We start from the raw sequence: 23,624 nt of genomic DNA on the forward strand, positions 1-23,624 counted from the left end.
TGGCGTTGGCGGCCGTCGGTGGGGAGTCGGCCGGGTCAGCCTGTACCCCGGTGAGTTACCCATGTGCCCACGAGATCTCGTGGTGCCGCGTCGAGATCCCAACTGCCGGCGCGGCGTTCGAACAAGGCGCGGGAGGGGCCGGTCGCCACTGGCCCCGCGATACGGGCGAGTTCGAAGCCCTCCCTGCGGTAGTAGTCGTGCGGCTCGGTGTTGGTGGTCCAAGCGTCGAGGCGAACCCAGTCACGTTCCTGTTGGCGCGCAAGCATTCCCGCGTGGGCGAGGAGGCGGTGGCCGATGCGGTGTCCGGCGAAACGCAGGTCGACGATCATGCGATGGACGACGACCGCGTCGGTTAGTTCCCACGGTGACCAGAGCCCCGGGTCGGCGTGCCGATTGACGGTGATCGTCCCTGCGGGTTCGCCAGCTACCTCCGCGATCCAGGTCTCACCCGCGTCCAGCGAGCGGCTGATTGCCCTCGCGAAGATCTCGATGGGTAGTCCACGGCCCGCGACCGTCCACTGATCGGAGCCGCGCGCGGTCAGCCACGCGGTGCAGACGCAGCCGACAGACCACGCCCAGATCGCCAATTATCGCCTGGCGGAGCATGATAACGCTCATGCCGACGGGATATTTGGCTCATACGGCATGCCGAGGGTGCGTCCGATGACGCCGAGGCCTTCGGCATCGCCGAGTTGGTAGGCGAGCCGGTTGCGCGCGGCGATGGAGCGGTGGCGGGTCGCCCTGGTGACCCGCTCGTGATTGGCGCCGATCCGCAGGTGGTCCAGCAGGATCGTGCCCGCGGCCACGCCGAGTACGGTGGCCTCCTCGGCGGAGGCGGGCCGCGCCGTCAGCGTGTCGCGGTGGGCAGTCTCCGCCTGGCCACAATCGGCCAGTCGGCGGGTGGTGCCCTCCGGAATGTCGTGCGGTGAGTCGATTTCGGTGGCCTCGGCCAAGTCTCGCGGATAGAAGCTGACCTCCCAGGACCACGGCTCGTTGTCGAGATACTGGACGACCGTCCGGGCCAGCACCCAGGAGTCCTCCGGCACGCCGAGCCATAACGCGATCGCTGGGCCGGCCGGCTCCATCTTCGCGCTGAACTCCTTGGACGGCACCCGGTGCGCGCCGCGCGCAATCTCCTCGAAGATGTCGTGCGGCGATTTCGGCCGGTCGTGTCGAATGTGGTCGGTGACAACTGATTCCAGGACTTCCTGGTTTCGCACGATGGTGCCGCGGGAAGTCGCTGTGTAGACGAAATTTTCGGTAACCAGAACCTGAATCGCATTGCGAGCGGTCGTAAGCGAGACCTGCATGTGCTCGGCCAGCTCCGTGTGGCTGGGCAACCGATCACCTGGTTTCCACTTGCCTGCGCGGATCTCCTCGCGGAGGAGGTCTGCGATCCGGTGGTACGTCGGACCGTCCGCCATCTTGCTCCTCGGTTGGTCGTGCAGGTAACGAAGTATACTCTTCGTGACTTCCTCGGCCCGGTAACGCTTGACAGGTGCCTTCAGAGGTTTATTGTAATGAACGTCCTGATCCGGTGTTGTGCGGCGATGACGGCGAGGCAGCGTGGCAGGTTCGGATACAACAGTCGTAATGGCTCGTCCCGGCACACTGCGGTGTGCCGATTCGGTGGTGCAGTCCCATGCTCCTGGGCTGCTTCCCACTTCGGATCTACTTGTTCGGGCGTGTCGTGGACACCGCGTGGTCGGTGGTCCGCTGCTCTGGTTCGCCCGCGATCTCGCGGTGCTGCACGAGCGGCGACTGGTCGGCCGCGGTGGTTCGGTGGACACCGACCCGCTGGTGGTCCTCGAAATTGACCGCCGCAGAGTCGAATTGGTCATGGCTATCGATGACTGGGTTGCGCGCAGCGTGCCCCAGCACCGGCTCGGTGCGACACTGCACACCGAAACCGTCGGCGCGGTCATCGACCGCCTCGCTGAATCCTCGGTGCGCGCGCACCACGCGCTGATGACCCTCGACGCGCACGATGAAAGACTGCACGGCGCTTGGCATCATCTTGCCGAACTCGCCGATGCCTACGACGATCTCGTCCGCGACATTCTCGCGGGCAGACGTCGTCTCCCGGAGTGGTAGCTCCAGCTCACTAGCCCGCGAACCACTTTCGTCCCCCCGGCGCTGTCAAACCAGCGTGTGCAGTGTGTACGACGTCGCTGGATCACGAAGTCTCACAGACCGTCCATACCTTTCACATGGGCTACAAGCCCTGTGAAAGATATGGACGCTCTGTGAGTATCCGCCGAAACCGCCTGGCTCCGGTTGCTTTCGGGCTCGAGCCGCGACCACAGCCAGTCGAGCACGCTGGAACTGCCACGCCCGCAACCAAGTTGCGGCGTTGCCAGCAGGATCAGCACCAGTTCTCGGGATCCGCACCACTTCTGGGTGCCCGTAGCGGGCGCGGGTTCCGAGAAGGGGCGCGGACCTTCGGCGACTGCGGGCAGAACACCACGCGTCACGTGACGGTGTGACACGGGGGTGTCCTCAGGGTTGGTAGCGGCGGTGGTCGGTGGCGAAATCGTCGGCGATGGTCGCGGCGAGTTCGACGTAGGCGCGCTTGGTGTGGTTGTGCAGGCGGTGCAGGTCGATCTCGGCACCCTCGGACATATGCGCATCGAACGGGATGATGTGCACGGCGCGGCAGCGGGACAAGAAGTACTCCCGCAGCTGTTGGATGCCGACATTCGGCGACCCGGCGCGCGGCGAGTTGATCACCACCACCGCATTGCGGACCAGATGGTCGTGTCCGTGCAGCGACAGCCAGTCCAAAGTCGCTGCGGCACTGCGGGCCCCATCGATCGCGGGGGAGGAGATGAGCACCAGAGAATGCGCCAGATCGAGCACGCCCGACATCGCCGAGTGCATGAGCCCGGTGCCGCAGTCGGTCAGGATGATGTTGTAGAAGCGCTGCAGGATTCGCGCGACCGCACGGTACTCTTCCTCGCTGAACGCCTCCGAGGCAGCCGGATCTCGTTCGCTGGCAAGCACTTCCAGCCGACTCGTGGCCTGCGAAGTGTGCCTGCGCACATCCGAGTAGCGCTGGATCGACGGATCGAGCAGTAGGTCGCGCACGGTGGACCTGGTCTGCAGCGGCACCCGCTGCGACAGCGTGCCGAAGTCGGGGTTGGCGTCTACCGCGATCACCCGGTCGCCCCGGATGGACGCGAAGATCGACCCGATACCCATTGTCGTGGTGGTCTTTCCGACGCCACCCTTCAGGGACAGCGTCGCGATCCGGTAGTCGCCGCGTACCGGTTGCCTGATCCGCGCAACCAGCTCCTGTAGTCGCAGTTCCTCCGCGGACAACCCAGGATTGATCGCGCCGCCCGACACGTGATGCACGGCCTTGCGCCAGCCACTGCCCGGCGACTTCTTGGCCCGCCGCATCGGCACATCGTCCAGCGACGGCCCCAACTGATACTGCACACCGGGCTGGTACTGTCCACCAGGCGGTACAGGCCCCGGCGGGCGGCCCCACTGTCCGGGCGGCGCAGGCGGTGTCGGCGATACCCCGCCCGGCGCCTGCCCGCCTACCTGCGGTCCGGCGAACCCGCCGGGCGCACGCGACGGCACATCGGTCGGCTGCTGCGGCCCGCGCTGTTCGCTGCCCGGCGCCTGTCCACCTACGGAAGGTGGTGTCCGAGCGGCGTTTTCGTCTGTTGATGCCGGTGCTGCTTGGTTATGCCAGGGCGCGCCGGGTGCCTGGGGCCCTGGTTGCTCGCTGCCCGGTGCTTGTCCGCGCACGGAGGGTGGTGTCCGAGTGGCGTTTTCGTCTGCCCATACGGGTGCCGCGGCGTTGCGCCACGGCTCGCCCGGTGCCGGTGGACCGGCCTGCTCGCTGCCCGGCGCCTGGCCTCCGGTCGTGGGTGGTGCGTAGCCGGAGGGCAGCCCGTGTCGCCCACTGCTCGTCGGCCGAGTCGTTCCGGCGTTGGACGAGGGCACCCAGCCGGGCGCCTGCCGAGCGGAGTCGCGTCGCGGCTGGCCGGATTCCGGGCGCTCGGTGATGCCAGGTGTCGATTGTCCCGTCGGCCAGCCGGGCAGTTGCGGACCGGCCGTGCCGTTCGGGCCTTGCTCGGCGGCCGGACGGTCTGGGCGATCAGGCTGCGGCACACCGAGTGGGCCGGTGTCGCCGGGTGCCGACGATCCGTACTCCGCTGCCGGACTGATCGGGCTCGACGATGTCGAGCTCGCGGCCGGTCCTGGGCTCGAGCGTTCCTGATTCGGTGGTGTGCCGGGGGGTGTCGTCGCACCGGAACCATGCTCGGTGCCGGGATGCGCACGATCCGGCGCATACGGCGCGCGGTCCTGCGGCCCGGTCACGGGCTCCGGAGTTATTGCCGCACTCGGCCGCTCGGCGGGAGCAACGCTGTCGCCGGGTGTGCGGCTCTGATCCTGCGGTCCGGGTCGGTCCTGGGCTACCGAAGGCGTCGTGGGGCCCGGTTGGGTGGATGCGACGCTGTCGCGCGGCGTCTGCGGTTCCCGGCTCGGAGCGGGTGGTTCTTGTCCGCGCTGCGGCGGACCATCGACGCCCCGCGGGGGTGCCTGCTCGGCGGGTGGCGCTGCCAACCGGCCGACGGGCGGATTGCCCTGCGGCGGTGGGGGATCGGGCAGTGGTGGACGACGGGGCGGGTCTGCCGGGCCGGTCGTCGACTGCTCGGGTCTCGGTCCGGCCAGCCACGGCGGCGGGCCATTGGACTCGGGAGGTGCGGAACGCTCGGCGGGAGCTTGCGGCACGCCGGTCGACGCATGCGGCGGCGCGTCCGGGATGGCCATCGACGCCTGCGGCGGTGGATCCGGAAGGGCCGGTGGCGGTGGTAGATCGGGCCGGGCGGGCTGGTGGCGTGTGGTCAGGTCGTTCGACGCGGGCGGCTCGGCACCGGCGCGCCTGCCCAGCGGTTGGAAGGCCGGAGGTGGTGGGCCGGGGTTCCGGGTGGGCAGCGCTGGTGCTTCGGTGCGTTGCGGCGGTGCTTCGGTGCGTTGCGGCGGTCCGGCCTGCCACGCGTCGTCCGGACGCGGCTGGACGTATGCGTCCAGACCCGACTGGCGCCACGGGTCGTCGCGCGGGGAATCGGGCTGCGGCGCTACGGGCCCGCGGGGAGCGGATTCGGGCGCACGTCCGTGCGGGCCGTTCGCGGTCGGCTGCTGTTCTCCGGTCGGCGGCTCGTCGCTCTTGTCGCGACGCCAGCCTTTGCGGCCCTTCCCCGGACGCCCGCGTCTGCGGCTCGGTCCCTCTTCGATTACATCGTCAGACGGAAGATTCTGCACCGGCGCTTCGTAGCCGACCTGCGTGACTTCGCTCTCGGATAGCCACGGTGGCAGCATGGGGAGGCCGTCGTTATTACGGCTCACAGTTCCGCCTCGCTGACGCACGGCTCCTCTGTGCCCGGGGGCGCTGTGCCCATGGTTCGCTCGCTACGCTCGCTCACCACATCCCCCTTGGATCTGCTGGACCGATTCTTGGACAGCGGCCAGTTTACGCGACAACCACCCGCCGCCAGGGATCGGCCGCAACGGGCGGGGTTCGCAGGGGCCATTTTTGCCGGATCCAGCACCTCCCGGTAAGCTTGAGCGGCGGTGCACCTATGCGCCGACTGTTCGCATGCCGCCGGTTGGTTCAGCTGACGGGTTACATACAAGCAGACACGAAGCAATCAAACCAGGTTTGAGCCTAAACCAGGATCGCGGAGGACATGGCGAAGAAAGACGGGGCCATCGAGGTCGAGGGTCGAGTAGTCGAGCCGCTGCCCAATGCGATGTTCCGGATCGAGCTCGAGAACGGGCACAAGGTTCTCGCGCACATCAGCGGGAAGATGCGGCAGCACTACATTCGCATCCTCCCCGAGGACCGTGTGGTCGTCGAGCTTTCGCCCTACGACCTGTCTCGCGGCCGCATCGTTTACCGCTACAAGTGATCGCCTGCCCCATCGAGGGCGCGCAGCGCGAACGCCGAGCCGTCAGGCTCATCACAGAGACTTCCCTAGCCGTCGGCTGGGGAAAAACTGTGTTCACACCCGTGTGAACCACAACAAGATTGGACGGACGTGAAGGTTCAGCCGAGCGTCAAGAAGATCTGCGAGAAGTGCAAGGTGATCCGCCGTCACGGGCGGGTCATGGTGATCTGCGACAACCTGCGCCACAAGCAGCGTCAGGGCTGATTCAGCCTCACCAGCCGGGCACCGATCACCGATCGGCTTGGCCAAATAAAGAAGACCTCCCAGCTCCAGCCGCACACAGCGGTTTCCGGGTTCGCCCGGATGTGTGCGTGCCAACCCCCGGTTCGGAGGCCGGGGCCCCACCAAGACGAGGGGACGGACAGGGAGCAGACCTCCGCAACAGTAAGGAACCTGCCACATGGCACGTCTCATGGGCGTTGATCTCCCGCGCGAAAAGCGCATGGAGATCGCGCTGACCTATATCTACGGCATCGGCCGTACCCGCTCCAAGGAGATCCTCGCGGCGACCGGCGTCAGCCCGGACCTGCGCAGCAAGGACCTCAGCGACGATCAGGTCACGCAGCTGCGTGACTACATCGAGAGCTCCCCCGAGCTCAAGGTCGAAGGTGACTTGCGCCGCGAGGTGCAGGCCGACATCCGTCGCAAGATCGAGATCGGCTGCTACCAGGGTCTGCGCCACCGTCGTGGCCTGCCCGTGCGTGGCCAGCGCACCAAGACCAATGCGCGTACCCGCAAGGGCCCGAAGCGCACCGTCGCCGGCAAGAAGAAGTAGGGATAACCGATGCCTCCGAAGTCACGGGCCTCCGGCCCGAAGAAGACCCAGAAGTCGCGTCGCCGGGAAAAGAAGAACGTCCCGCACGGCCACGCCCACATCAAGAGCACGTTCAACAACACCATCGTGTCGATCACCGACCCGGCCGGCAACGTCATCTCATGGGCGTCCTCGGGCCACGTCGGCTTCAAGGGTTCGCGCAAGTCGACCCCGTTCGCCGCGCAGCTCGCCGCCGAGAACGCTGCCCGCAAGGCGCAGGAGAACGGCGTCAAGAAGGTCGACGTTTTCGTGAAGGGCCCGGGTTCGGGTCGCGAGACCGCGATCCGTTCGCTGCAGGCCGCAGGCCTCGAGGTCGGCACGATTTCCGATGTCACTCCGCAGCCGCACAATGGCTGCCGTCCGCCCAAGCGGCGTCGCGTCTAAGCGGGAAAGGAAGGTTTAGAAAATGGCCCGTTATACCGGACCCATCACCCGCAAGTCGCGTCGTCTGCGCGTCGACCTCGTCGGCGGAGACCAGGCTTTCGAGCGTCGCCCCTACCCGCCCGGCCAGCACGGCCGCGCGCGGATCAAGGAGAGCGAGTACCTGCTCCAGCTGCAGGAGAAGCAGAAGGCTCGCTTCGCCTACGGCGTCATGGAGAAGCAGTTCAGCCGCTACTACAAGGAGGCCAACCGCCTCAAGGGCAAGACCGGCGACAACCTGTTGCGTCTGCTCGAGTGCCGTCTGGACAACGTCGTGTACCGCGCCGGTCTGGCCCGTACCCGTCGCCAGGCTCGTCAGCTTGTCAGCCACGGTCACTTCACGGTCAACAACAAGAGCGTGAACGTGCCCAGCTTCCAGGTGACTCAGTACGACATCATCGATGTCAAGGAGAAGTCGCTCGGCACGCTGCCGTTCCAGGTTGCTCGCGAGACTGTCGGCGACCGTACCGCTCCCGGCTGGCTGCAGGTCATCCCGGGCCGTCTGCGCATCCTGGTTCACCAGGTGCCGGAGCGCGCTCAGATCGATGTGCCGCTGCAAGAACAGCTGATCGTCGAGTACTACTCGAAGTAATCAGCTTCACCGCTGCTGGTGCGTGGTCGTTCGATCCATCGCCTGCGGACTGCTTGCAGGTCGCTCGAAACGGATCGCTTGCGGACTGCTTGCAGGTCGCTCGAAACGGATCGCTTGCGACTGCTTGCAGGTCGCTCGAAACGGATCGCTTGCGACTGCTTGCAGGTCGCTCGAAACGGTCGGACGATCACACACAACCCCCAGAACGTGGGCGTCAAATAGTGGGCGCCCGTACAGGAGGATGATTCCTAATGCTGATTTCCCAGCGTCCGACGCTGACCGAAGAGGTCGTCGCCGAGAACCGTTCGAAGTTCACCATCGAACCCCTCGAGCCGGGCTTCGGTTACACCCTCGGCAACTCGCTGCGCCGTACCCTGCTGTCCTCGATCCCGGGGGCCGCGGTTACGAGCATCCGCATCGACGGCGTCCTGCACGAGTTCACCACCGTCCCCGGTGTGAAGGAAGATGTCACCGACATCATCCTGAACCTCAAGGGTCTGGTCGTGTCCTCGGAAGAGGACGAGCCGGTCACGATGTACGTTCGCAAGCAGGGCCCCGGCACCGTCACCGCCGGTGACATCGTGCCGCCTGCCGGTGTTGTCGTGCACAACCCGGACATGCACATCGCGACCCTGAACGACAAGGGCAAGCTGGAGATCGAGCTCGTTGTCGAGCGCGGTCGCGGTTACGTCCCTGCCGTGCAGAACAAGGCATCCGGCGCGGAAATCGGCCGGATCCCGGTGGATTCGATCTACTCGCCGGTGCTCAAGGTGACCTACAAGGTCGAGGCCACCCGTGTCGAGCAGCGCACCGACTTCGACCGTCTGATCCTGGACGTGGAGACCAAGAACTCCATCAGCGCGCGGGACGCGCTCGCCTCGGCGGGCAAGACCCTGGTCGAGCTCTTCGGCCTGGCCCGCGAGCTGAACGTCGAGGCCGAGGGCATCGAGATCGGCCCGTCGCCGGCCGAGGCAGATCACATCGCTTCGTTCGGTCTGCCGATCGAGGATCTGGACCTCACCGTCCGGTCCTACAACTGCCTCAAGCGCGAGGGTGTGCACACCGTGGGCGAACTCGTTGCCCGCACCGAGTCGGACCTGCTGGACATCCGCAACTTCGGCCAGAAGTCCATCGACGAGGTCAAGGTCAAGCTGCACGCGCTCGGCCTCTCGCTCAAGGACAGCCCGGCGTCGTTCGATCCTTCTTCCGTGGTGGGTTACGACGCGAGCACTGGAACGTGGAGCGACAGCGGCACGTTCAGTGACACCGACGGCGGCGAGCAGGACTACGCCGAGACCGAACAGCTCTAGGCGGTGGCCTCGGCTACGCTCGTCCAAGCGCGAGGCTATAGACGGACTCCGTCCGACTGTGCCAATTGGCCGCTGGGGTAGGCACCCCGGCCGGCCTCACACAAGGAGAACAAACAATGCCCAAGCCCAAGAAGGGTGCTCGCTTCGGCGGGTCGGCGTCGCACCAGAAGGCGATCTTCGCCAATCTGGCGACGGCGCTCTTCGAGCACGGTCGTATTTCGACCACCGAGGCCAAGGCCAAGGCGCTGCGCCCCTACGCCGAGAAGCTTGTCACCAAGGCGAAGGCCGGCACCCTCGCCGACCGTCGCGAGGTGCTCAAGGTGATCCGCAACAAAGACGTCGTGCACGAGCTTTTCGCCACGATCGGCCCCTCGTTCGAGGGTCGCGAAGGTGGCTATACGCGCATCACCAAGACGCTGCCCCGCAAGGGTGACAACGCGCCGATGGCGATCATCGCGCTGGTCCGGGAGAAGACCGTGACCAACGAGGCCGATCGCGCTCGCCGTGTTGCCGCGTCGCAGAGGGCCGAGGCGCCGGTCGCCGAGGTCGTCGAGGAGACCGCCGACGAGGCTGTCGCCGAGACCGTCGACACCGAGGCCGAGGCCCCGGCTGCCGATGAGGTCGCTGAGGACAAGAAGGACGCCTGACCCCGCGTCGGAGTTCTCGAACGAGCCCGCTACCCGGTTCCGGGTCGGCGGGCTCGTTCGCGTTGATCAGGAGATCGTTGTGACTGTGCAGGATCCGGTGGGTTCGGCTGCGGCGTCCGATCCGGTTGTGCCGGTGCGCGATTCGTTACCGGCAGCGAATGCTTCCGCCGAGTCGGTGCGCGTCCGGCTCGATATCGGCTACGACGGCACCGATTTCACCGGCTGGGCGCGCCAGCCCGGGTTGCGCACGGTGCAGGGGGTGCTCGAGGAGTCGCTCAGCAAGGTATACCGCGAGCCGATCCTGCTGACCGTCGCGGGTCGCACCGATGCCGGCGTGCATGCCGAAGGACAGGTCGCGCACTTCGATACGACCGCCGAATTCGATGCGGGCAAGCTGGTGCACCGGATGGCGCGTTTTCTGCCGAAAGACCTGCGTATCAAGGCCGCTCGCGTCGCACCGCCCGAGTTCGACGCCCGCTTCTCGGCGATCCGTCGCCACTACGCGTACCGACTGACCACCGCCCAGTACGGCGCCGAACCGCTACAGGCGCGCAGCGTGGTCGCGTGGCGATCCGACGTCGACGTCGAGGCCATGCGCGAGGCTTCGCGAAAACTGCTGGGCCTGCACAACTTTGCCGCTTTCTGCCGCCGCCGCGACGGTGCGACCACGGTCCGCGAACTCCAGCGCTTCGACTGGGAGCACGACGGTGATTCGCTGATCGCCAATGTCAGCGCCGACGCGTTCTGCTGGTCCATGGTCCGCAGCCTGGTCGGGGCGCTGCTCGCTGTCGGGGAGGGCCGCCGTACCCCCGACTGGGTCGCCGGTCTGTTGAACGAAATCGAACGCTCCAGCTCGGTCACCGTCGCCCCCGCGCACGGCCTGAGCCTGACCGCCATCGACTACCCCGCCGACATCGACCTGGCCGCCCGCAACGCCCAGACCCGCGAAATGCGTTCTGTCCCAGTGGCAGACGAGGGCTGCTGCGGTAGCTGACCCCGATTCGATTTGATGAATGCTGTCGCCTGTTGCGCTCTCCCGCACCGCGATTCATCACACGATGCGGGAGCGGGAGGAAGGCTCAGTTCGAAGAACCTGCTTCGATTGTCTTGGGCTGCTGCGATGACCCGGAGATCTCGACGCGGCGCGGCTTGGCCTTCTCCGCGATCGGGATCGTCAGCGAGAGCACCCCGTTGTTGTAGGTCGCGCTGATCTGGTCGGCGTCGACATTGTCGCCGAGGGACAACTGGCGCATGAACGTGCCCGCGAAGCGCTCCGAGGCAATCCATTGGACGCCTTCGTCGCTGGGCGTGCTGCGCTGAGCGCGCAGCGTGAGCGTGCCGTTGTCGACACTCACATCGATCGAACCGGGGTCGACCCCGGGCAGGTCGGCGTTCAGCACATAATGGTCGCCGGCCTTGAATAGGTCCATCGGCATGAATCGCGGTGCACGTGCGGTCCCCGCAGCTTCGCCAAGCAGTTGGCGGGCGACGGTATCGATGTCATGAAACGGATCGAACCTCAGCACAGCAATCACCTCCATCTCGATAGGGGCGACGCTCACCACGGCGGCAAGCGCCGGAAGCTGTGCACCGACAAATTTAGCACTCTCAATGGGAGAGTGCCAGACCCGAATTCGAGTTCGGCGGGGGAATATGAGTCGTCCGATGGCCGTTCGTTGAGATATGGCTATCGAGCGACTCGGACGGTTCGGCGTATGGCGTGGCTACACGGGGTTCACCCCGGAGGACGCACGGGAGTTGGAGGAGCTGGGCTACGGCACGCTGTGGCTCGGATCTTCGCCGCCTGCCGAGCTGCCGGGGGTCGAGTCTTTGCTCGCGGCGACCGAGACGATCACGGTGGCCACCAGCATCGTGAACATCTGGTCCGCACCCGCGAAGCACGTCGCGGACTCGTTCCATCGGATCGAGGCGCGCTTCCCCGGGCGCTTCCTGCTCGGTATCGGCGCGGGCCATTCTGAACACACCGGCGAGTACCGCAAGCCCTACGCCGCGCTGGTCGAATACTTCGACGTACTCGACGAGGCGGGGGTGCCCAAGGAGCGCCGCGCCCTTGCCGCATTGGGCCCGCGCGTGTTGAAGCTGGCGGCGGACCGTTCGGCGGGAGCGCTGCCCTACCTCGTGACCCCGGACCACACCAAGACCGCCAGGCAGGTCCTCGGCGCGGGCCCGCTGCTGGCGCCCGAGCACAAGGTGGTGCTGGACGAGGATCCGGTGCGCGCCCGCGCCACCGCACGTCCGCGCGTCGCGTTCTACCTGGACCTGCAGAACTACGTCGCGAACCTGCGCAGGCTCGGCTTCACCGATGAGGACGTGACCAAGCCCGGCAGCGACCGCCTCTACGACGCCCTCGTGGCACACGGCAGCGCGGAGTCGATCGCGCAGCAGCTGTCCGCACACCTGCGCGCCGGTGCCGATCACGTCGTGATCCAGCCCCTGGAGCCGGACGCCGCGCCCACCCTGCGCGCTTTGGCGCCCGCGCTTCGCGCGCAACAGGTATAGCCACACGGATGCGGCGCCAACCGTCCTAAGGGATTGTTAGAAACAGGCCCGAGCGGTTCCGCCCGCACTGTGACTGCGCACACACTGATTTCCGACCGACGCAAGGCCGCGTCGAAGAAGGAGATCTAGTGACTACGACACAGCCCGTGGGCGAGCGCCGAGTGATCGCAAACGTATTGCGCGGTTCCATCGGCAATCTCGTGGAATGGTACGACTGGTATGTCTACATAACGTTCGGCATCTACTTCTCGAAGTCGTTCTTCCCCAAGGGTGATTCCACCGCGCAATTGCTCTCTACCGCAGCGGTATTCGCGGTGGGCTTCCTCATGCGCCCCATCGGTGGCTGGGCACTCGGGTGGTATGCGGACCGGTTCGGCCGGCGCTCCGCGCTCACCCTGTCGGTTACCGTGATGGCGGCGGGCTCGCTACTTATCGCAGTGACGCCGAGCTACGACAAGATCGGCATCATCGCGCCGCTGCTCTTGCTGATTGCCCGACTGCTGCAAGGACTTTCGGTCGGCGGCGAATACGCCACCAGCGCGACCTACCTGTCCGAGGTCGCGTCGCCGGGCAAGCGCGGCTTCTATTCCAGTTTTCAGTACGTGACTCTGGTTGCCGGTCAGCTCATCGGACTCGGCGTGCAGATCGTGCTGCTGCAGCTCATCAGCGCCAAGGACATGGACGCCTGGGGTTGGCGTATCCCCTTCGTGATCGGCGCGGTGGCTGCCGTGACCGTCATGTGGCTGCGGCGGAGCATGGACGAGTCGGAGCAGTACAAGGTCGAAGCCAGCAGCACACCGACCAGTGGTCAGGCGCGTGGTTCGCTGCGGATGCTGATCCAATACCCGCGGGAATGCCTGCTAGTGGTCGGACTGACCCTTGGTGGCACGGTCGCCTTCTACACCTACACCACCTACATGCAGACGTTCATGACCAACACCAGCGGCATCCCCAAACCGACCGCGGCGTGGATCAACTTCATCGCGCTGCTGGTGTTCGTGGTGTTGCAGCCGCTGTCCGGCACGTGCTCCGACCGGATCGGCCGCCGCAAGCTGCTTCTCTTCTTCGGCATCGCGGGCACCCTGCTGACCGTGCCGATCCTGACGGTGCTCGCCCACACGAAGAACCCGTTCGGCGCCTTCGCCTTGATGATGACCGCCCTCGTGATCGTCACCGGCTACACCTCGATCAACGCGATCGTGAAGGCTGAACTGTTCCCCACCAAGATTCGTGCGCTCGGCGTCGGCCTGCCCTACGCGCTGACTGTCGCCATCTTCGGCGGCACCGCGCCACTGATCGCGCTCAAGCTGAAGGACCTCGGCCATGAGTCGCTGTTCTACTGGTACGTCGCCGGATGTATCGCGATTTCACTGGGCACCTATGCCTTCATGCGGGAGACCTCGTCCACGTCGACCATCGACACCGAGCTGTCCACCACCATCGTCGCCGATACTGGGGTCGACCCCGGGGTGGCCGAGCCGGCTCGCCTGTCCGCCACTGTGCGTGACTGACAGCCCGGCACACGCGCGGATCCACCCGTTGTGGGAGGATCGGCGCGTGCGGCTGGCGGTGGTCGAAGACGATGACGGCGTAGGTGACGCGCTGGTCGAGGCGCTCAACGCCCGCGGTTATCAGGCCGAGCGCAAGCGCCGCGGCGCCGATCTGCTCACCGCGCACCGCGGTTACGACGCGGTCATCCTCGATCTCGGACTACCCGACGGCGACGGCCTGCATGTGCTGCGCCAGCTGCGCGAGGTGAGTTCCGTGCCGGTACTGATCCTGACCGCGCGCAGCGACGAACGCTCCATCGTGCGCGGGCTGCGTGGCGGCGCCGACGACTACTTGGTGAAGCCGCCTCGGATCGCGGAATTGATGGCACGGCTGGAGAACGTCGTGCGCCGCGCGGCCGCCGGGTCGCAACCGGAGCGGGCCGAGGTGGTCACCAGGGATGTGCGGGTCGACCTCGCGGCGCGCGTGGTCGAGGTGGCCGGTGTGCCGATCTCGTTGACGCAGAAGGAATTCGAGTTGGTCGAGGCGCTGGTGGAGCGGCCAGGCGCCGCGGTGAGCCGCCAGCAACTGATGGATCGGATCTGGGGCGACGCGTTCGTCGCGGTATCGCGTTCGCTGGACGTGCACATGACCGGACTGCGCGCGAAATTGGGCCGGCCCGGGCTTATCACTACGATTCGCGGCTACGGTTACCGCTGGGGCCAGTAAAGCAGGCCGGCCCTGTGACCATAGAACCCCGTGATCACGGGAGCCCGGATAGTCGCGGGAGCCGGTGACCATGGGAGCCAGGTGAGCGAAGGACCTCGGTGAGCAGAGGAGCGGTGCCAGCGTGCGCAGACGGCTGCTCGTCGCGCTGACGGTGTTTGCGGCGATCGCGGTGTTCGCGTTCGCCATCCCGCTGTCGCTGACCTTCGCGACTAGCCGGACCCAGGAATTCGTGGCCGGCCGCTCCGGTGACGCCGACCGGTTCGCCGCCCTCGCCGATGCCGCGGCGGCGGAGGGCGACAGCAGGCCCCTGGCAGACGAGGTCGGCCGCTACCACGAGCTCTACGCGGAGAACGTGCTGGTGGTCGATGCACGAGGCGCCAGGACCGTCAATGCCGGGGTGGACACCATCGATTCCACCGTCGTCGACGCGGTCGCCGACGCGCGTCGCAACCAGCGGCCGGAAACGGTGTATCGGCTCACCCCTTGGAGTGCGCCGACGATGCTGGTCGCGCGACCGGTGGGCACCGGGGTGCAGGTGAACGGCGCGGTGGTGATCGAGGCGTCCACCGCGCGGGCGCGCGTCGATATCGCCAGGGCATGGGCGGTGATAGCGGCGGGCGCCATCGTCGCCATGGTGGTATTCACGCTGCTGGCGCTGACGCTGAGCCGCTGGGTGCTGCGCCCGCTGGCGGCGCTGTCGAACGCGGTCGCCGATTTGACCGCGACACTGCCGAAACCGCGTGCCGCGGCCGCCATCGCGCGTCGCCACGGTGGCCCACCCGAAATGCGGGCCGTCGCCGAATCGTTCGACGCGATGGCGCTGGCCGTCGCCGATTCGGCGGACGCGCAACGTCAACTGGTCGCTGATACCGCGCACGCCATGCGAAATCCATTGGCTGCACTAACAATTCGGCTCGATTCGCTGGAACCGGCTATTCCCGAGAGCGCGGCGGCGACCTTCCGTCGCGCGGCCGCCGAGGTCGATCGACTGACCGCACTGCTCGACGGCCTGCTCAACCTCGCCGTCGCCGAAACCCCCGCCGCCTTCGAGTCGGCCCGCACCCCGTCCGACACCGAAAACCACTGCGACGCGGTACAGGTGGTCGCCGACCGCGTCGACGCCTGGCACTCCGCCTTCGATAACGCCGGGATCGAGTTGCGCGCCGAACCCACCGTCGAGCAGGCCGACACCGCGGTCTCCGCCAACGTCCTCGCGCAAATACTAGATGTGCCCGTGAGTAATTCGTGCCGCTATGCCGGACCGGGCGCGCACACGGTCCTTTCTGTAGGCACCGAGCCGGGCTGGGTCACCGTGACCGTCCGTGACAACGGCACCGGCGTCGCGCCCGATGAGATCGACAAACTCGCCACCCGCTTCTACCGCGGCTCCACCGCCGCCACAGGCGGTTCCGGCCTCGGCCTACCGATCGCCACCGCCCTGGCCCAAGCGCGCGGCGGCACACTGACCGTCGAATCCGTCGACCCCCAGGGTCTCGCTATCCACGTCCGACTACCAGCGGTGCGGCAATGATCGGGCGGGACAATCCCCACGGGTCTCGCCGTGCTTCGTGTATTTGACTGGGGCGCAGGCGATTTCGAGCTGCCTACGGCGGTACGGCGATGATTGGGCGGCGCAATCGAACTGGTCTCGCCGTGAATCCCGTGTTTGACTGGGGCGCAGTCGATTTCCGGGTAACCTGCGGCGGTGATTGGGCGGCGGAAGTTCGTGGCACTGGCGGCTTTCGGTGCCGTGGCGGAGGTCGCGGGTTGTTCCTCGGAAGGGGCGGCGGTTGTTCGGCTGGCTTCCGGGGAGGTCGGTGGTTTCTATCATGCGTTCGCCCGGCTGCTCGCGGCCGTCGCGGCGGAGTCGGGTGGGGTGCGGATCGAACCGGTGACCACCTCGGGGTCGCAGGAGAATCTGACGCGGTTGGCTGCCGGTGAGGTGGATGCGGCTCTGGCGCTGTCGGATTCGGTGGGGGAGCGGGATCGGGTACTGGCGCTCGGGCGGGTGTACGAGAACTATCTGCAGTTGGCCGTGCGCTCGGATGGCCCGATCCATCGCGTCGCCGATCTGCGCGGGAACCGGGTGAACCTCGGCGCCGCGGGCTCGGGTGCGGCGCTGACCGGTGTGCGGATGCTGTGGGCCGCGGGGCTGGATCCCGCGGTGGACGTGGTGACCGCGCACCGGCCCCTGCTGGATGCGGTGGCGGCCTTGCACGGCGGCCAGATCGACGCGTTGCTGTGGGCGGGCGGGGTGCCCACCGGTGTGCTCGAGGTGCCGCAGCGGATGCGTCTGGTCGACCTCAGCGAGTTGGCCACGCCGATGCGCGAACGGTTCGGCTACCTCTATGACCGGGTGGAGATTCCCGCCGACGCGTATCCCGGTGGTCCCGCGGTAGGCACCATCGGCGTCGCGAATCTCCTGCTCGCCGCCCCCTCACTGCCGAACGCCGCCGCCGAAGCGATCGTCGAGCTACTGGTATCCCGCGCCGACGCATTGGTGCCCGCCGAAGCGGCGGGCACCCAGTTCCTGGACACCCGATCCCTGATCGGAACCGGCTCCGTGCCACTGCATCCCGGTGCGGCGGCGGTCTACCGGCGCAGGCACGGCTAGCCCGTACTCAATACTCGCGGATCTTGCGCGCTGACCGGCCGTCAGGAACGGACCAGGCGGGCGATGGCGTCGGTGGCCTCTTTGATCTTGGCGTCGGCCTCGGGGCCACCGGCGACCGCGGCGTCCACCACGCAGTGACTGATGTGGTCCTCTAGCAGGCCCATCGCGACCGCCTGCAGCGCCTTGGTCATCGCGGAGACCTGGGTGAGGATATCGATGCAGTACTTCTCTTCCTCGACCATGCGCTGCAGACCGCGGGCCTGGCCCTCGATCCGGCGCAGCCGCTTGAGGTAATCGTCCTTGGCGGTGATATAGCCGTGGCCGGCGTGATCGTGTGCGGTCGTGGCTGCCGCGGTGTCGTCGTGCGACGATGTGGGTGTCACCGGCTGTCTCCTCGCTGCCTGCCGGGTCTCCGGCCTGACCGAATCAATACCCCCCTAGGGTACACAGGATATGCAGTGTTGTCAGGTCAGCGCCCGGCCCGCCACCTCAGGCGCGCGTGCCCGATGTTCCGCGCCGCTGCGGGCCAGCGCGATGCCACCGACCACAAGCACGCCGCCGACCATCTGCACCGGCGTCACCGATTCGCCGAGCAGCAGCCAGGACAGCACCACCGCGAACAGCACCTCGCTCAACAGAACGAGCGACATGAGCGTTGAGCCGATCCGCGCCGCGCCCGCCACCCCGGACAGGTACGCGACCACCGTGCTGATCACGATCAACAATGCCAGCGATACCGCCGCGGGAAGGTGGTGTTGGGCCAGTGTCGCGGTGTTGCCGCCGAACAGCAATGGCAGCAGGCCGACCGCCGCGAGTATCCAAGAGGTCGCCGCCGCCACGGTCAGTCCGGCGCCGAGCAGCGCGACCGGGCTGAGTGAGTCCGAGGTGCGCTCGGACAGCAGGAAGAAGGTCGCGTTGCACAGCATCGACAGCGCCGCCCAGCCGAGACCGGGCAGGCTCAGCCCGCCCGCATCGAAGACATTGATCACCAACGCCGCACCGCCGAGCGCGAGCCCAGCGCCGAGCAGGGTCGCACCGGACGGCTTGCGCCTCTGGATCGCCCAGTTCCAGCCGATCACCGCGATCGGCGCCAGGAACTGGATCATCAGCGTCACGCCCACCTGCAGGTACTGCAGCGACAGGAAGAACGTGGCCTGTACCCCGGCCACGGCGACCACGCCGAACGCGCCGACGGTGCGCAGATGACGCAGACACTCGCGCAACCCGCCCGGGTCGCCGATCATCGCAAGCGCCAGCATGACCACCGCCGCCCCGCTCAGCCGTATCGCCAGGACGGCACCCGGCGACCAGCCCTCCGCCAGCACCGATTTCGCCAGCGGCCCGGAACTGGCGAAGGCCAGCCCGCTACCCACTGTCAGCCACACTCCGGTGCGAGCACCCGACGACCCCACCTCGACCTCCTGCTTCGCCGATACCCGATCCGGCCATGATGGCCGAAGGTCGGAGTTCGACGGATCTGGACCCGTCTGGCCGGGGATCGAGACCAGGCGGGAGAATCATGTGCATGAGTTCGCATGTCCGGCCCGCACTCGCCGTCATCGGCGGTAGTGGCTTCTACGATTTCTTCGACGACGAGGCGACCACTGTCGAGGTCGACACCCCCTACGGCAAGCCGAGTGCGCCGATCGCGATCGGCGCGGTGGAGGGGCGGGCGGTGGCCTTCCTGCCGCGCCACGGCATGCAGCACGAGTTCGCTCCGCATACGCTGCCGTACCAGGCCAATATGTGGGCGTTGCGTTCGCTGGGCGTGCGGCGGATCTTCGCGCCGTGTGCGGTGGGTAGCCTGCGGGCGGACTGGGGACCGGGCACCGTCGCGGTGCCGGATCAGCTGGTGGACCGTACCACCGGCCGCCCGCAGACCTACTTCGACGGCGGCGGCGTGCACGTCTCCTTCGCCGATCCGTACTGCGACGAACTACGCTCCGCCGCAACGAAATCCGCGACCGATGCGCTGCCGATGAAGTCCGGCGGCACGATGGTCGTTGTGCAGGGGCCGCGGTTCTCCACCAGGGCCGAGAGCCACTGGTTCGCCGCCCAGGGCTGGGAGCTAGTGAATATGACCGGTCACCCCGAGGCGGTGCTCGCTCGTGAACTGGAAATGTGCTATGCCGCAGTTGCTTTGGTGACCGACCTGGATGCCGGTGTGGAAGAGGGCGACGGTGTGCACGCCACTGACGTTTTCGCCGAATTCAAGAAGAACCTCGGCCCGTTCAAGGAGCTGATCCGGCGCTCGGTATCGGCGGTCACCGGTACCGACACCTGCGAACGGTGCCGGGTGCACGTGGGAGTTTCGCTGCCGTTCGAATTACCCTGAGACACTGCGGGTTCGGTGCGGGCGGGTTGGGCGTGCGGTTGCGCCGGCCCCGTTGTTCGGGCCAGGGAACTGCTCGAGACCACCGATCTGCCGGTCGACGTCGTCGCCGCGCGCTACGGCATCGGCAGCGCCCCCTCAACCTGCGCGCCCACTTCGGCCGCGAGGTCGGCATCTCACCCAGCGAATACCGCCGCTCACACCGCGTCACCCGGCACGAGGTCGTCACCGGCTGAAGCGGCGCGGTCCGCGACATCTGGATCGGCCCGATTGCCGAGTGCTCGCGACTGGCAGTCGCCGATCCGGGTGCGGTCGCTTCGGTGTGCGGGCCACGCGGCTAGGCTCGCGCTGTGGATATTCCGCTGCGGCTCGAAGTCATCGTGGCCAGCGTGCGTCCCGAGCGATTCGCTCCGGTCGTCGCCGACTGGTTCCTGCGGACGGTGCGTGCGAGTCCCGAATTCGATATCGGCGTCATCGATCTCAGCGAAACTCCGTTGCCGGTCGACCTGACCGACACACCGGTGGTCGAGCGGTATCGTGCGCGGCTGGCCGCCGCCGATGCGTTCGTGGCGATCACCTCCGAGTACAACCACGGTTACCCGGCGTCACTGAAAACCGCGTTCGACACCGCGAAGCGCGAATGGCGGGCCAAGCCGATCGGATTCGTCTCCTACGGCGGACTTTCCGGTGGTTTGCGCGCGGTCGAGCAGCTGCGCCAAGTGGTGGCGGAGATCCATATGGTCTCGATCCGTGAGACCGTCAGCTTCCATCAGGCGAAGAAGCGATTCGACGCGGAGGGGGAGACCCAGGATGGCGCCGCCATCGACGCCGCCGACCGCCTACTCCGCCAGCTCGCCTGGTGGGCAAGGACTTTGCGCGCCGCCCGCGCTGCCGACCCCTATCCCGGCTGAGCGCGCTGACGCTACTGATTCGCCATCGCGCGACGGACACGGGGGTTGCCGATGTAGGTGGCTTCGCGGGGGATGGAGACCAGGGTCAGATCCACCTGTGCGGTGCCGGTCCGCAGGATCACGTGGTTGCCGATGGCGCCCGGCTGGTGGATCGACAGGTCCGGCCGCGTGGCGGGCCAACCCATCGGATCACCGGTTACATAGATCGTCGTGACACCCGCGTGCGGCGCCGGCGCCAGCACGCCGTCCACCACCGTCGCGGTGAAACCCGCGTCGGACTGGTGTGTTTCGACCGCGATGGTCAGTCGCTCCGGGTTCGCGATGGTGTTCACCAGGTTCTCCCACGCGTGCGCGCGGTCGGTGCGCACCAGGATGCGTTCGCCGACCGCCAGCGCGCGGAAGACCAACTGCTGGGCCAGATACAGCTCACCGGCCACATACACCGTCGAGATACCGGTGCCGACGATACGAACCGCGACACCCTGCCCTTCATCGTCCGAGCCGATCAGCTGACCGCAACCCGAGGACGGCAGATGCAGCGCGCCGATCACATCGATCGGATACTCGGCCACCGGGACGGTGTCGTCCAGGGCCGGAATGGCAAGCGGCAGATGGGCAAGCAGCCCGTCGCGGTGCCGTCCGTTCATCGAGATCAGGCCATTGAGCTTGGTCCGCTCGGTCAGCTCGCGCGCGGTCAGTCGCCAGGCCGCGCCGATGCTCACCGACTCGGCCGAACTGCCGGGACGCAGCCGCACCGCGACCGTGGTGCCGCGCGATGGCGCCACCCACAGCTGGGCCAGCAGGTCCGAATCGAGCCGTTTCGGGTCGACCGCGCTGCCGATATTCACGCTGTTGCCGATCTCGGCGTAGCGCCAGCGGTGGGTCAGCGTGCGCAGGTCGAAGCCCGCGGTGATCTGCAGGACGGCTTTGCGGATTTCCGGCGCGGTGAGGATGCGTGCGTTGCAGTCGGCGTCTTCCAGCGCGCGCATAATGCGTTGTGTCGCAATGGTTACCGCGCGCGAGGCGCCGTCACTGCCGCCGCCGCGCCTGGCCGCGGCCTCCGGGCAGGCGATCGCGTCGAAGCTGATGGCCAGCCACACCGTGCGATGGGCGGTGGCGGGCAGCGGGCCGAGCAGCGACTCGTAGATCTGGCCGGCGGGCGTGCCGGAACGGCTGCGGTGTCCGTGGCTGATGATGTCGATGCCGCTGAGCAGAATGTCGTGCTGGTTGAGGCATTTGGCCAGTTCCGGCAGCGGCAGCAGGTGCGAGGCGTGCACCGTGGTGCGGGCGATACGGGTCAGCCCGCCCTTGGGCGCGAGCACCTCGACGACCGTGACGACCCGGGTGCCGTCCCAGTACAACCCGAGCGAGCGACCATCGGCGCCACGGAAATCGACGGTGTCGCCGATCTCGTAGTCGCTGCGGGTGACGTAGCGCCACCAGGTGGCGATCCAGTCGAGCAGGGTCCGTTTGGCGATCGGGATCAGCGGCAGCAGCGCGGCAACCACGGCCACCGCCACTGCGGACCAGGCGGGGAGCCCGGCGATCAGCGCGATCACTCCGGCGGCGAGTCCGATTACCTGCGCGACCAGCAGGTTCTGCAGCGAGATGCGTCCGAGGAGCGGGCGTGGTCCCGCGCCGGCTGAATCGGCCATCATCGTCCCCCAAGTACCCGATATCGGCCGTTTTCTACCGGCCGAGCTGAACAAGAGTCCCCGGGAACTGTACTGTGTTCCGCGAACGTGAGCACTGTTCGGGGGAGGAAACATGCCTTCAAAACCCACTACCCGCTGGCAGGTGAGCGGCTACCGCTTCCTGGTCCGCAGGATGGAACACGCCCTGGTCCGTCGGGACGTGCGAATGCTGCACGACCCGATGCGATCCCAGTCGCGCGCGTACACGGCGGGGCTGGTGCTCGCCATCGTCGTTCTCGCCGGTTGCGGTGTGCTCGCGCTGCTGCGCCCGCAGGACAAGATCGGCAATAACAAGATCCTGATCGGCAAGGAATCCGGCGGCGTCTACGTGGTCATCGACGACGTCGTGCATCCCACGCTGAACCTCGCCTCGGCCCGACTGGCCGCGGGCGGGCCGGAGAAGCCCGCAGTTGTCAAGGACTCCGAACTCGGCAAGAAGCCGCGCGGGCAGCTGATCGGCATTCCCGGTGCACCGGAGTCGCTGCGCTTCGAAAAAGACGGCAAGGGCCGGGCCTGGAGCGTCTGCGACCAGTTGAAGAACGACGGCAGCAAGGACTTCACCACCTCGGTGATTGCCGGTGCACCCGAGCTCGGCGAGAAGGCCTCGGTCATGGGCAAGGACAAGGCGCTGCTCGTGCAGGGCAAAGAATCGACGTATTTGGTGTTCGACAACAAGCGGGCTCAGGTCGACATGACCGACCGGGCTGTCACCGACGCGCTCGGCATCACCGGCGCGAGCCCAAGGCCGATCGGGGAGGGCCTGCTCAACACGATTCCCGAAGTGCTGCCGATCATTCCGCCCCCGATCGACAACCCGGGTGGTTCGGTGAACTACTCGGTCGCCAACCATCGGATCGGTGACGTGGTGGAGGTGCCCACCGAGCCCGACACGCACTACGTGGTGTTGCAGGACGGCCTGCAGCAGATCTCTCCGTTGACCGCCAACATCATTCGCAATCGGTACCGCACCACGGCGTCGACCACCACCATCGACCAGACCGACAAGACCTATGCGAACGTCTCGCACGCGTTGCGCGTCGAGTCCTACCCGCAGAGCGCGCTGTCGATTATCCAGTCCAAGGATCAGCCGGTCAGCTGCCTGTCCTGGAAGCCGATCGCCGCGGCGGCCGACAACAAGGACGGCGGCAATCGGGCCGAGCTGTCGGTGATCACCGGTGTGGCCCTGCCGATTCCGGACAAGGCCAAACTGGTGCCGCTCGCGCAGGCGGACGGTTCCGGGGTCAACGCCGACTCGGTGTACATCATGCCGGGCACCGGCGCGTTCATCCAGAGCACCGGCATCGAGCCGGACAGCCGCCGCAAGGACAGCATGTTCTACATCGCCGACACGGGAGTCCGGTACGGCATCAAGAATGCTGAAGCGGCAAAGGCACTGGGGATGGATCCGGATCAGAACGTACGTCCGGAACCCGCACCGTGGCCGATCGTCGGCCTGCTCGCGCCCGGCCCCGCCCTGGGCCGGGAAGAAGCGATGATCGCGCACGACGGTGTCGCACCCGATCCATCGCCGTCGAAACAGCCTGTCGCATCGGCCAAGTGAGCTTGGCTCGGTCGAAAACTACTCTG

The 23,624-nt window shown here is 67.1% G+C and carries 24 protein-coding genes; 17 read left to right on the forward strand and 7 right to left on the reverse strand.

From position 1 onward, the window contains the following. Nucleotides 1–35: 35 nt before the first annotated feature. Both ACV7NQ_RS22750 and ACV7NQ_RS22755 read right to left on the reverse strand, forming a co-directional pair. The gene (locus ACV7NQ_RS22750; protein ID WP_463361499.1) at nt 36–587 is read right to left on the reverse strand and encodes a GNAT family N-acetyltransferase; all 552 of its coding nucleotides are present in this window, start codon (nt 585–587) and stop codon (nt 36–38) included. A 27-nt stretch (nt 588–614) separates the two neighbouring features. Beyond that, nucleotides 615–1,424: a GntR family transcriptional regulator gene (locus ACV7NQ_RS22755; RefSeq protein WP_463361500.1), complete on the reverse strand. Its 810-nt coding sequence runs from the start codon at nt 1,422–1,424 to the stop codon at nt 615–617. 277 nt (nt 1,425–1,701) lie between these two features. Between ACV7NQ_RS22755 and ACV7NQ_RS22760 the strand changes: the two genes are divergently transcribed. Continuing rightward, nucleotides 1,702–2,094 (forward strand): DUF4254 domain-containing protein, encoded by a 393-nt coding sequence (locus tag ACV7NQ_RS22760; RefSeq protein WP_463361501.1) that lies wholly within the window; start codon nt 1,702–1,704, stop codon nt 2,092–2,094. 405 nt (nt 2,095–2,499) lie between these two features. On the opposite strand, the gene ACV7NQ_RS22765 is transcribed toward ACV7NQ_RS22760, so the two are convergent. Beyond that, the gene (locus tag ACV7NQ_RS22765; RefSeq protein WP_463361502.1) at nt 2,500–5,364 is read right to left on the reverse strand and encodes a MinD/ParA family ATP-binding protein; all 2,865 of its coding nucleotides are present in this window, start codon (nt 5,362–5,364) and stop codon (nt 2,500–2,502) included. A gap of 341 nt (nt 5,365–5,705) precedes the next feature. On the opposite strand from ACV7NQ_RS22765, the gene infA reads away from it, so the two are divergent. The 8 genes from infA to truA all read left to right on the forward strand — a co-directional run bounded on the left by infA (nt 5,706) and on the right by truA (nt 10,743). Further along, on the forward strand, nt 5,706–5,927 hold the full coding sequence (gene infA, locus ACV7NQ_RS22770) for a translation initiation factor IF-1 (protein ID WP_003418601.1): 222 nt from the start codon (nt 5,706–5,708) through the stop codon (nt 5,925–5,927). Between the two features lie 129 nt (nt 5,928–6,056). Continuing rightward, nucleotides 6,057–6,170 (forward strand): 50S ribosomal protein L36, encoded by a 114-nt coding sequence (gene rpmJ, locus ACV7NQ_RS22775; RefSeq protein ID WP_011207363.1) that lies wholly within the window; start codon nt 6,057–6,059, stop codon nt 6,168–6,170. Between the two features lie 196 nt (nt 6,171–6,366). Next, nucleotides 6,367–6,741: a 30S ribosomal protein S13 gene (rpsM, locus tag ACV7NQ_RS22780; RefSeq protein ID WP_014981767.1), complete on the forward strand. Its 375-nt coding sequence runs from the start codon at nt 6,367–6,369 to the stop codon at nt 6,739–6,741. A 9-nt stretch (nt 6,742–6,750) separates the two neighbouring features. Beyond that, nucleotides 6,751–7,164 (forward strand): 30S ribosomal protein S11, encoded by a 414-nt coding sequence (gene rpsK, locus ACV7NQ_RS22785; RefSeq protein ID WP_040731638.1) that lies wholly within the window; start codon nt 6,751–6,753, stop codon nt 7,162–7,164. 22 nt (nt 7,165–7,186) lie between these two features. Next, nucleotides 7,187–7,792, forward strand: a complete 606-nt coding sequence (gene rpsD / locus ACV7NQ_RS22790; protein ID WP_463361503.1) for a 30S ribosomal protein S4 — start codon at nt 7,187–7,189, stop codon at nt 7,790–7,792. Nucleotides 7,793–8,043: 251 nt separating this feature from the next. After that, nucleotides 8,044–9,102: a DNA-directed RNA polymerase subunit alpha gene (locus ACV7NQ_RS22795; RefSeq protein ID WP_067785162.1), complete on the forward strand. Its 1,059-nt coding sequence runs from the start codon at nt 8,044–8,046 to the stop codon at nt 9,100–9,102. Between the two features lie 116 nt (nt 9,103–9,218). Next, nucleotides 9,219–9,749 (forward strand): 50S ribosomal protein L17, encoded by a 531-nt coding sequence (rplQ, locus tag ACV7NQ_RS22800; protein ID WP_463361504.1) that lies wholly within the window; start codon nt 9,219–9,221, stop codon nt 9,747–9,749. Nucleotides 9,750–9,876: 127 nt separating this feature from the next. Beyond that, the gene (gene truA / locus ACV7NQ_RS22805) at nt 9,877–10,743 is read left to right on the forward strand and encodes a tRNA pseudouridine(38-40) synthase TruA (protein WP_463365778.1); all 867 of its coding nucleotides are present in this window, start codon (nt 9,877–9,879) and stop codon (nt 10,741–10,743) included. A gap of 85 nt (nt 10,744–10,828) precedes the next feature. On the opposite strand, the gene ACV7NQ_RS22810 is transcribed toward truA, so the two are convergent. Beyond that, nucleotides 10,829–11,275 carry an Hsp20/alpha crystallin family protein gene (locus tag ACV7NQ_RS22810; protein ID WP_463365779.1) on the reverse strand — a complete coding sequence of 149 codons (447 nt, stop codon included), beginning with the start codon at nt 11,273–11,275 and terminating at the stop codon, nt 10,829–10,831. Between the two features lie 157 nt (nt 11,276–11,432). Between ACV7NQ_RS22810 and ACV7NQ_RS22815 the strand changes: the two genes are divergently transcribed. The 5 genes from ACV7NQ_RS22815 to ACV7NQ_RS22835 all read left to right on the forward strand — a co-directional run bounded on the left by ACV7NQ_RS22815 (nt 11,433) and on the right by ACV7NQ_RS22835 (nt 17,100). Next, nucleotides 11,433–12,269 (forward strand): LLM class F420-dependent oxidoreductase, encoded by an 837-nt coding sequence (locus ACV7NQ_RS22815; RefSeq protein ID WP_463361505.1) that lies wholly within the window; start codon nt 11,433–11,435, stop codon nt 12,267–12,269. A 128-nt stretch (nt 12,270–12,397) separates the two neighbouring features. Beyond that, entirely contained in the window at nt 12,398–13,780 is a 1,383-nt protein-coding gene (locus ACV7NQ_RS22820) for an MFS transporter (protein WP_463361506.1), read from the forward strand. A 46-nt stretch (nt 13,781–13,826) separates the two neighbouring features. Continuing rightward, nucleotides 13,827–14,486, forward strand: a complete 660-nt coding sequence (locus tag ACV7NQ_RS22825; protein WP_463365780.1) for a response regulator transcription factor — start codon at nt 13,827–13,829, stop codon at nt 14,484–14,486. 121 nt (nt 14,487–14,607) lie between these two features. After that, nucleotides 14,608–16,017 (forward strand): sensor histidine kinase, encoded by a 1,410-nt coding sequence (locus tag ACV7NQ_RS22830; protein ID WP_463361507.1) that lies wholly within the window; start codon nt 14,608–14,610, stop codon nt 16,015–16,017. Nucleotides 16,018–16,191: 174 nt separating this feature from the next. Continuing rightward, the gene (locus ACV7NQ_RS22835) at nt 16,192–17,100 is read left to right on the forward strand and encodes a TAXI family TRAP transporter solute-binding subunit (protein WP_463361508.1); all 909 of its coding nucleotides are present in this window, start codon (nt 16,192–16,194) and stop codon (nt 17,098–17,100) included. A 41-nt stretch (nt 17,101–17,141) separates the two neighbouring features. Here ACV7NQ_RS22835 and ACV7NQ_RS22840 read toward each other — a convergent pair whose 3' ends face one another. Beyond that, the gene (locus ACV7NQ_RS22840; RefSeq protein ID WP_463361509.1) at nt 17,142–17,483 is read right to left on the reverse strand and encodes a metal-sensitive transcriptional regulator; all 342 of its coding nucleotides are present in this window, start codon (nt 17,481–17,483) and stop codon (nt 17,142–17,144) included. A gap of 81 nt (nt 17,484–17,564) precedes the next feature. After that, a complete protein-coding gene (locus ACV7NQ_RS22845; protein WP_463361510.1) occupies nt 17,565–18,512 on the reverse strand; it encodes an EamA family transporter in 948 nt (315 codons plus the stop codon). A 113-nt stretch (nt 18,513–18,625) separates the two neighbouring features. On the opposite strand from ACV7NQ_RS22845, the gene ACV7NQ_RS22850 reads away from it, so the two are divergent. Both ACV7NQ_RS22850 and ACV7NQ_RS22855 read left to right on the forward strand, forming a co-directional pair. Continuing rightward, the gene (locus tag ACV7NQ_RS22850; protein ID WP_463361511.1) at nt 18,626–19,435 is read left to right on the forward strand and encodes an S-methyl-5'-thioadenosine phosphorylase; all 810 of its coding nucleotides are present in this window, start codon (nt 18,626–18,628) and stop codon (nt 19,433–19,435) included. A 347-nt stretch (nt 19,436–19,782) separates the two neighbouring features. Beyond that, the gene (locus tag ACV7NQ_RS22855; protein WP_463361512.1) at nt 19,783–20,343 is read left to right on the forward strand and encodes an NADPH-dependent FMN reductase; all 561 of its coding nucleotides are present in this window, start codon (nt 19,783–19,785) and stop codon (nt 20,341–20,343) included. A gap of 11 nt (nt 20,344–20,354) precedes the next feature. Here the strand turns inward: ACV7NQ_RS22855 and eccE are convergent, their stop codons facing one another. After that, a complete protein-coding gene (gene eccE / locus ACV7NQ_RS22860; protein ID WP_463361513.1) occupies nt 20,355–21,998 on the reverse strand; it encodes a type VII secretion protein EccE in 1,644 nt (547 codons plus the stop codon). A gap of 112 nt (nt 21,999–22,110) precedes the next feature. Here eccE and eccB point away from each other — a divergent pair, with 112 nt between their 5' ends. Next, the gene (gene eccB, locus ACV7NQ_RS22865; protein WP_463361514.1) at nt 22,111–23,598 is read left to right on the forward strand and encodes a type VII secretion protein EccB; all 1,488 of its coding nucleotides are present in this window, start codon (nt 22,111–22,113) and stop codon (nt 23,596–23,598) included. The last annotated feature ends 26 nt before the right edge of the window (nt 23,599–23,624 follow it).

The sequence above is a fragment of the Nocardia sp. Tas62D01 genome (genome assembly GCF_055232035.1).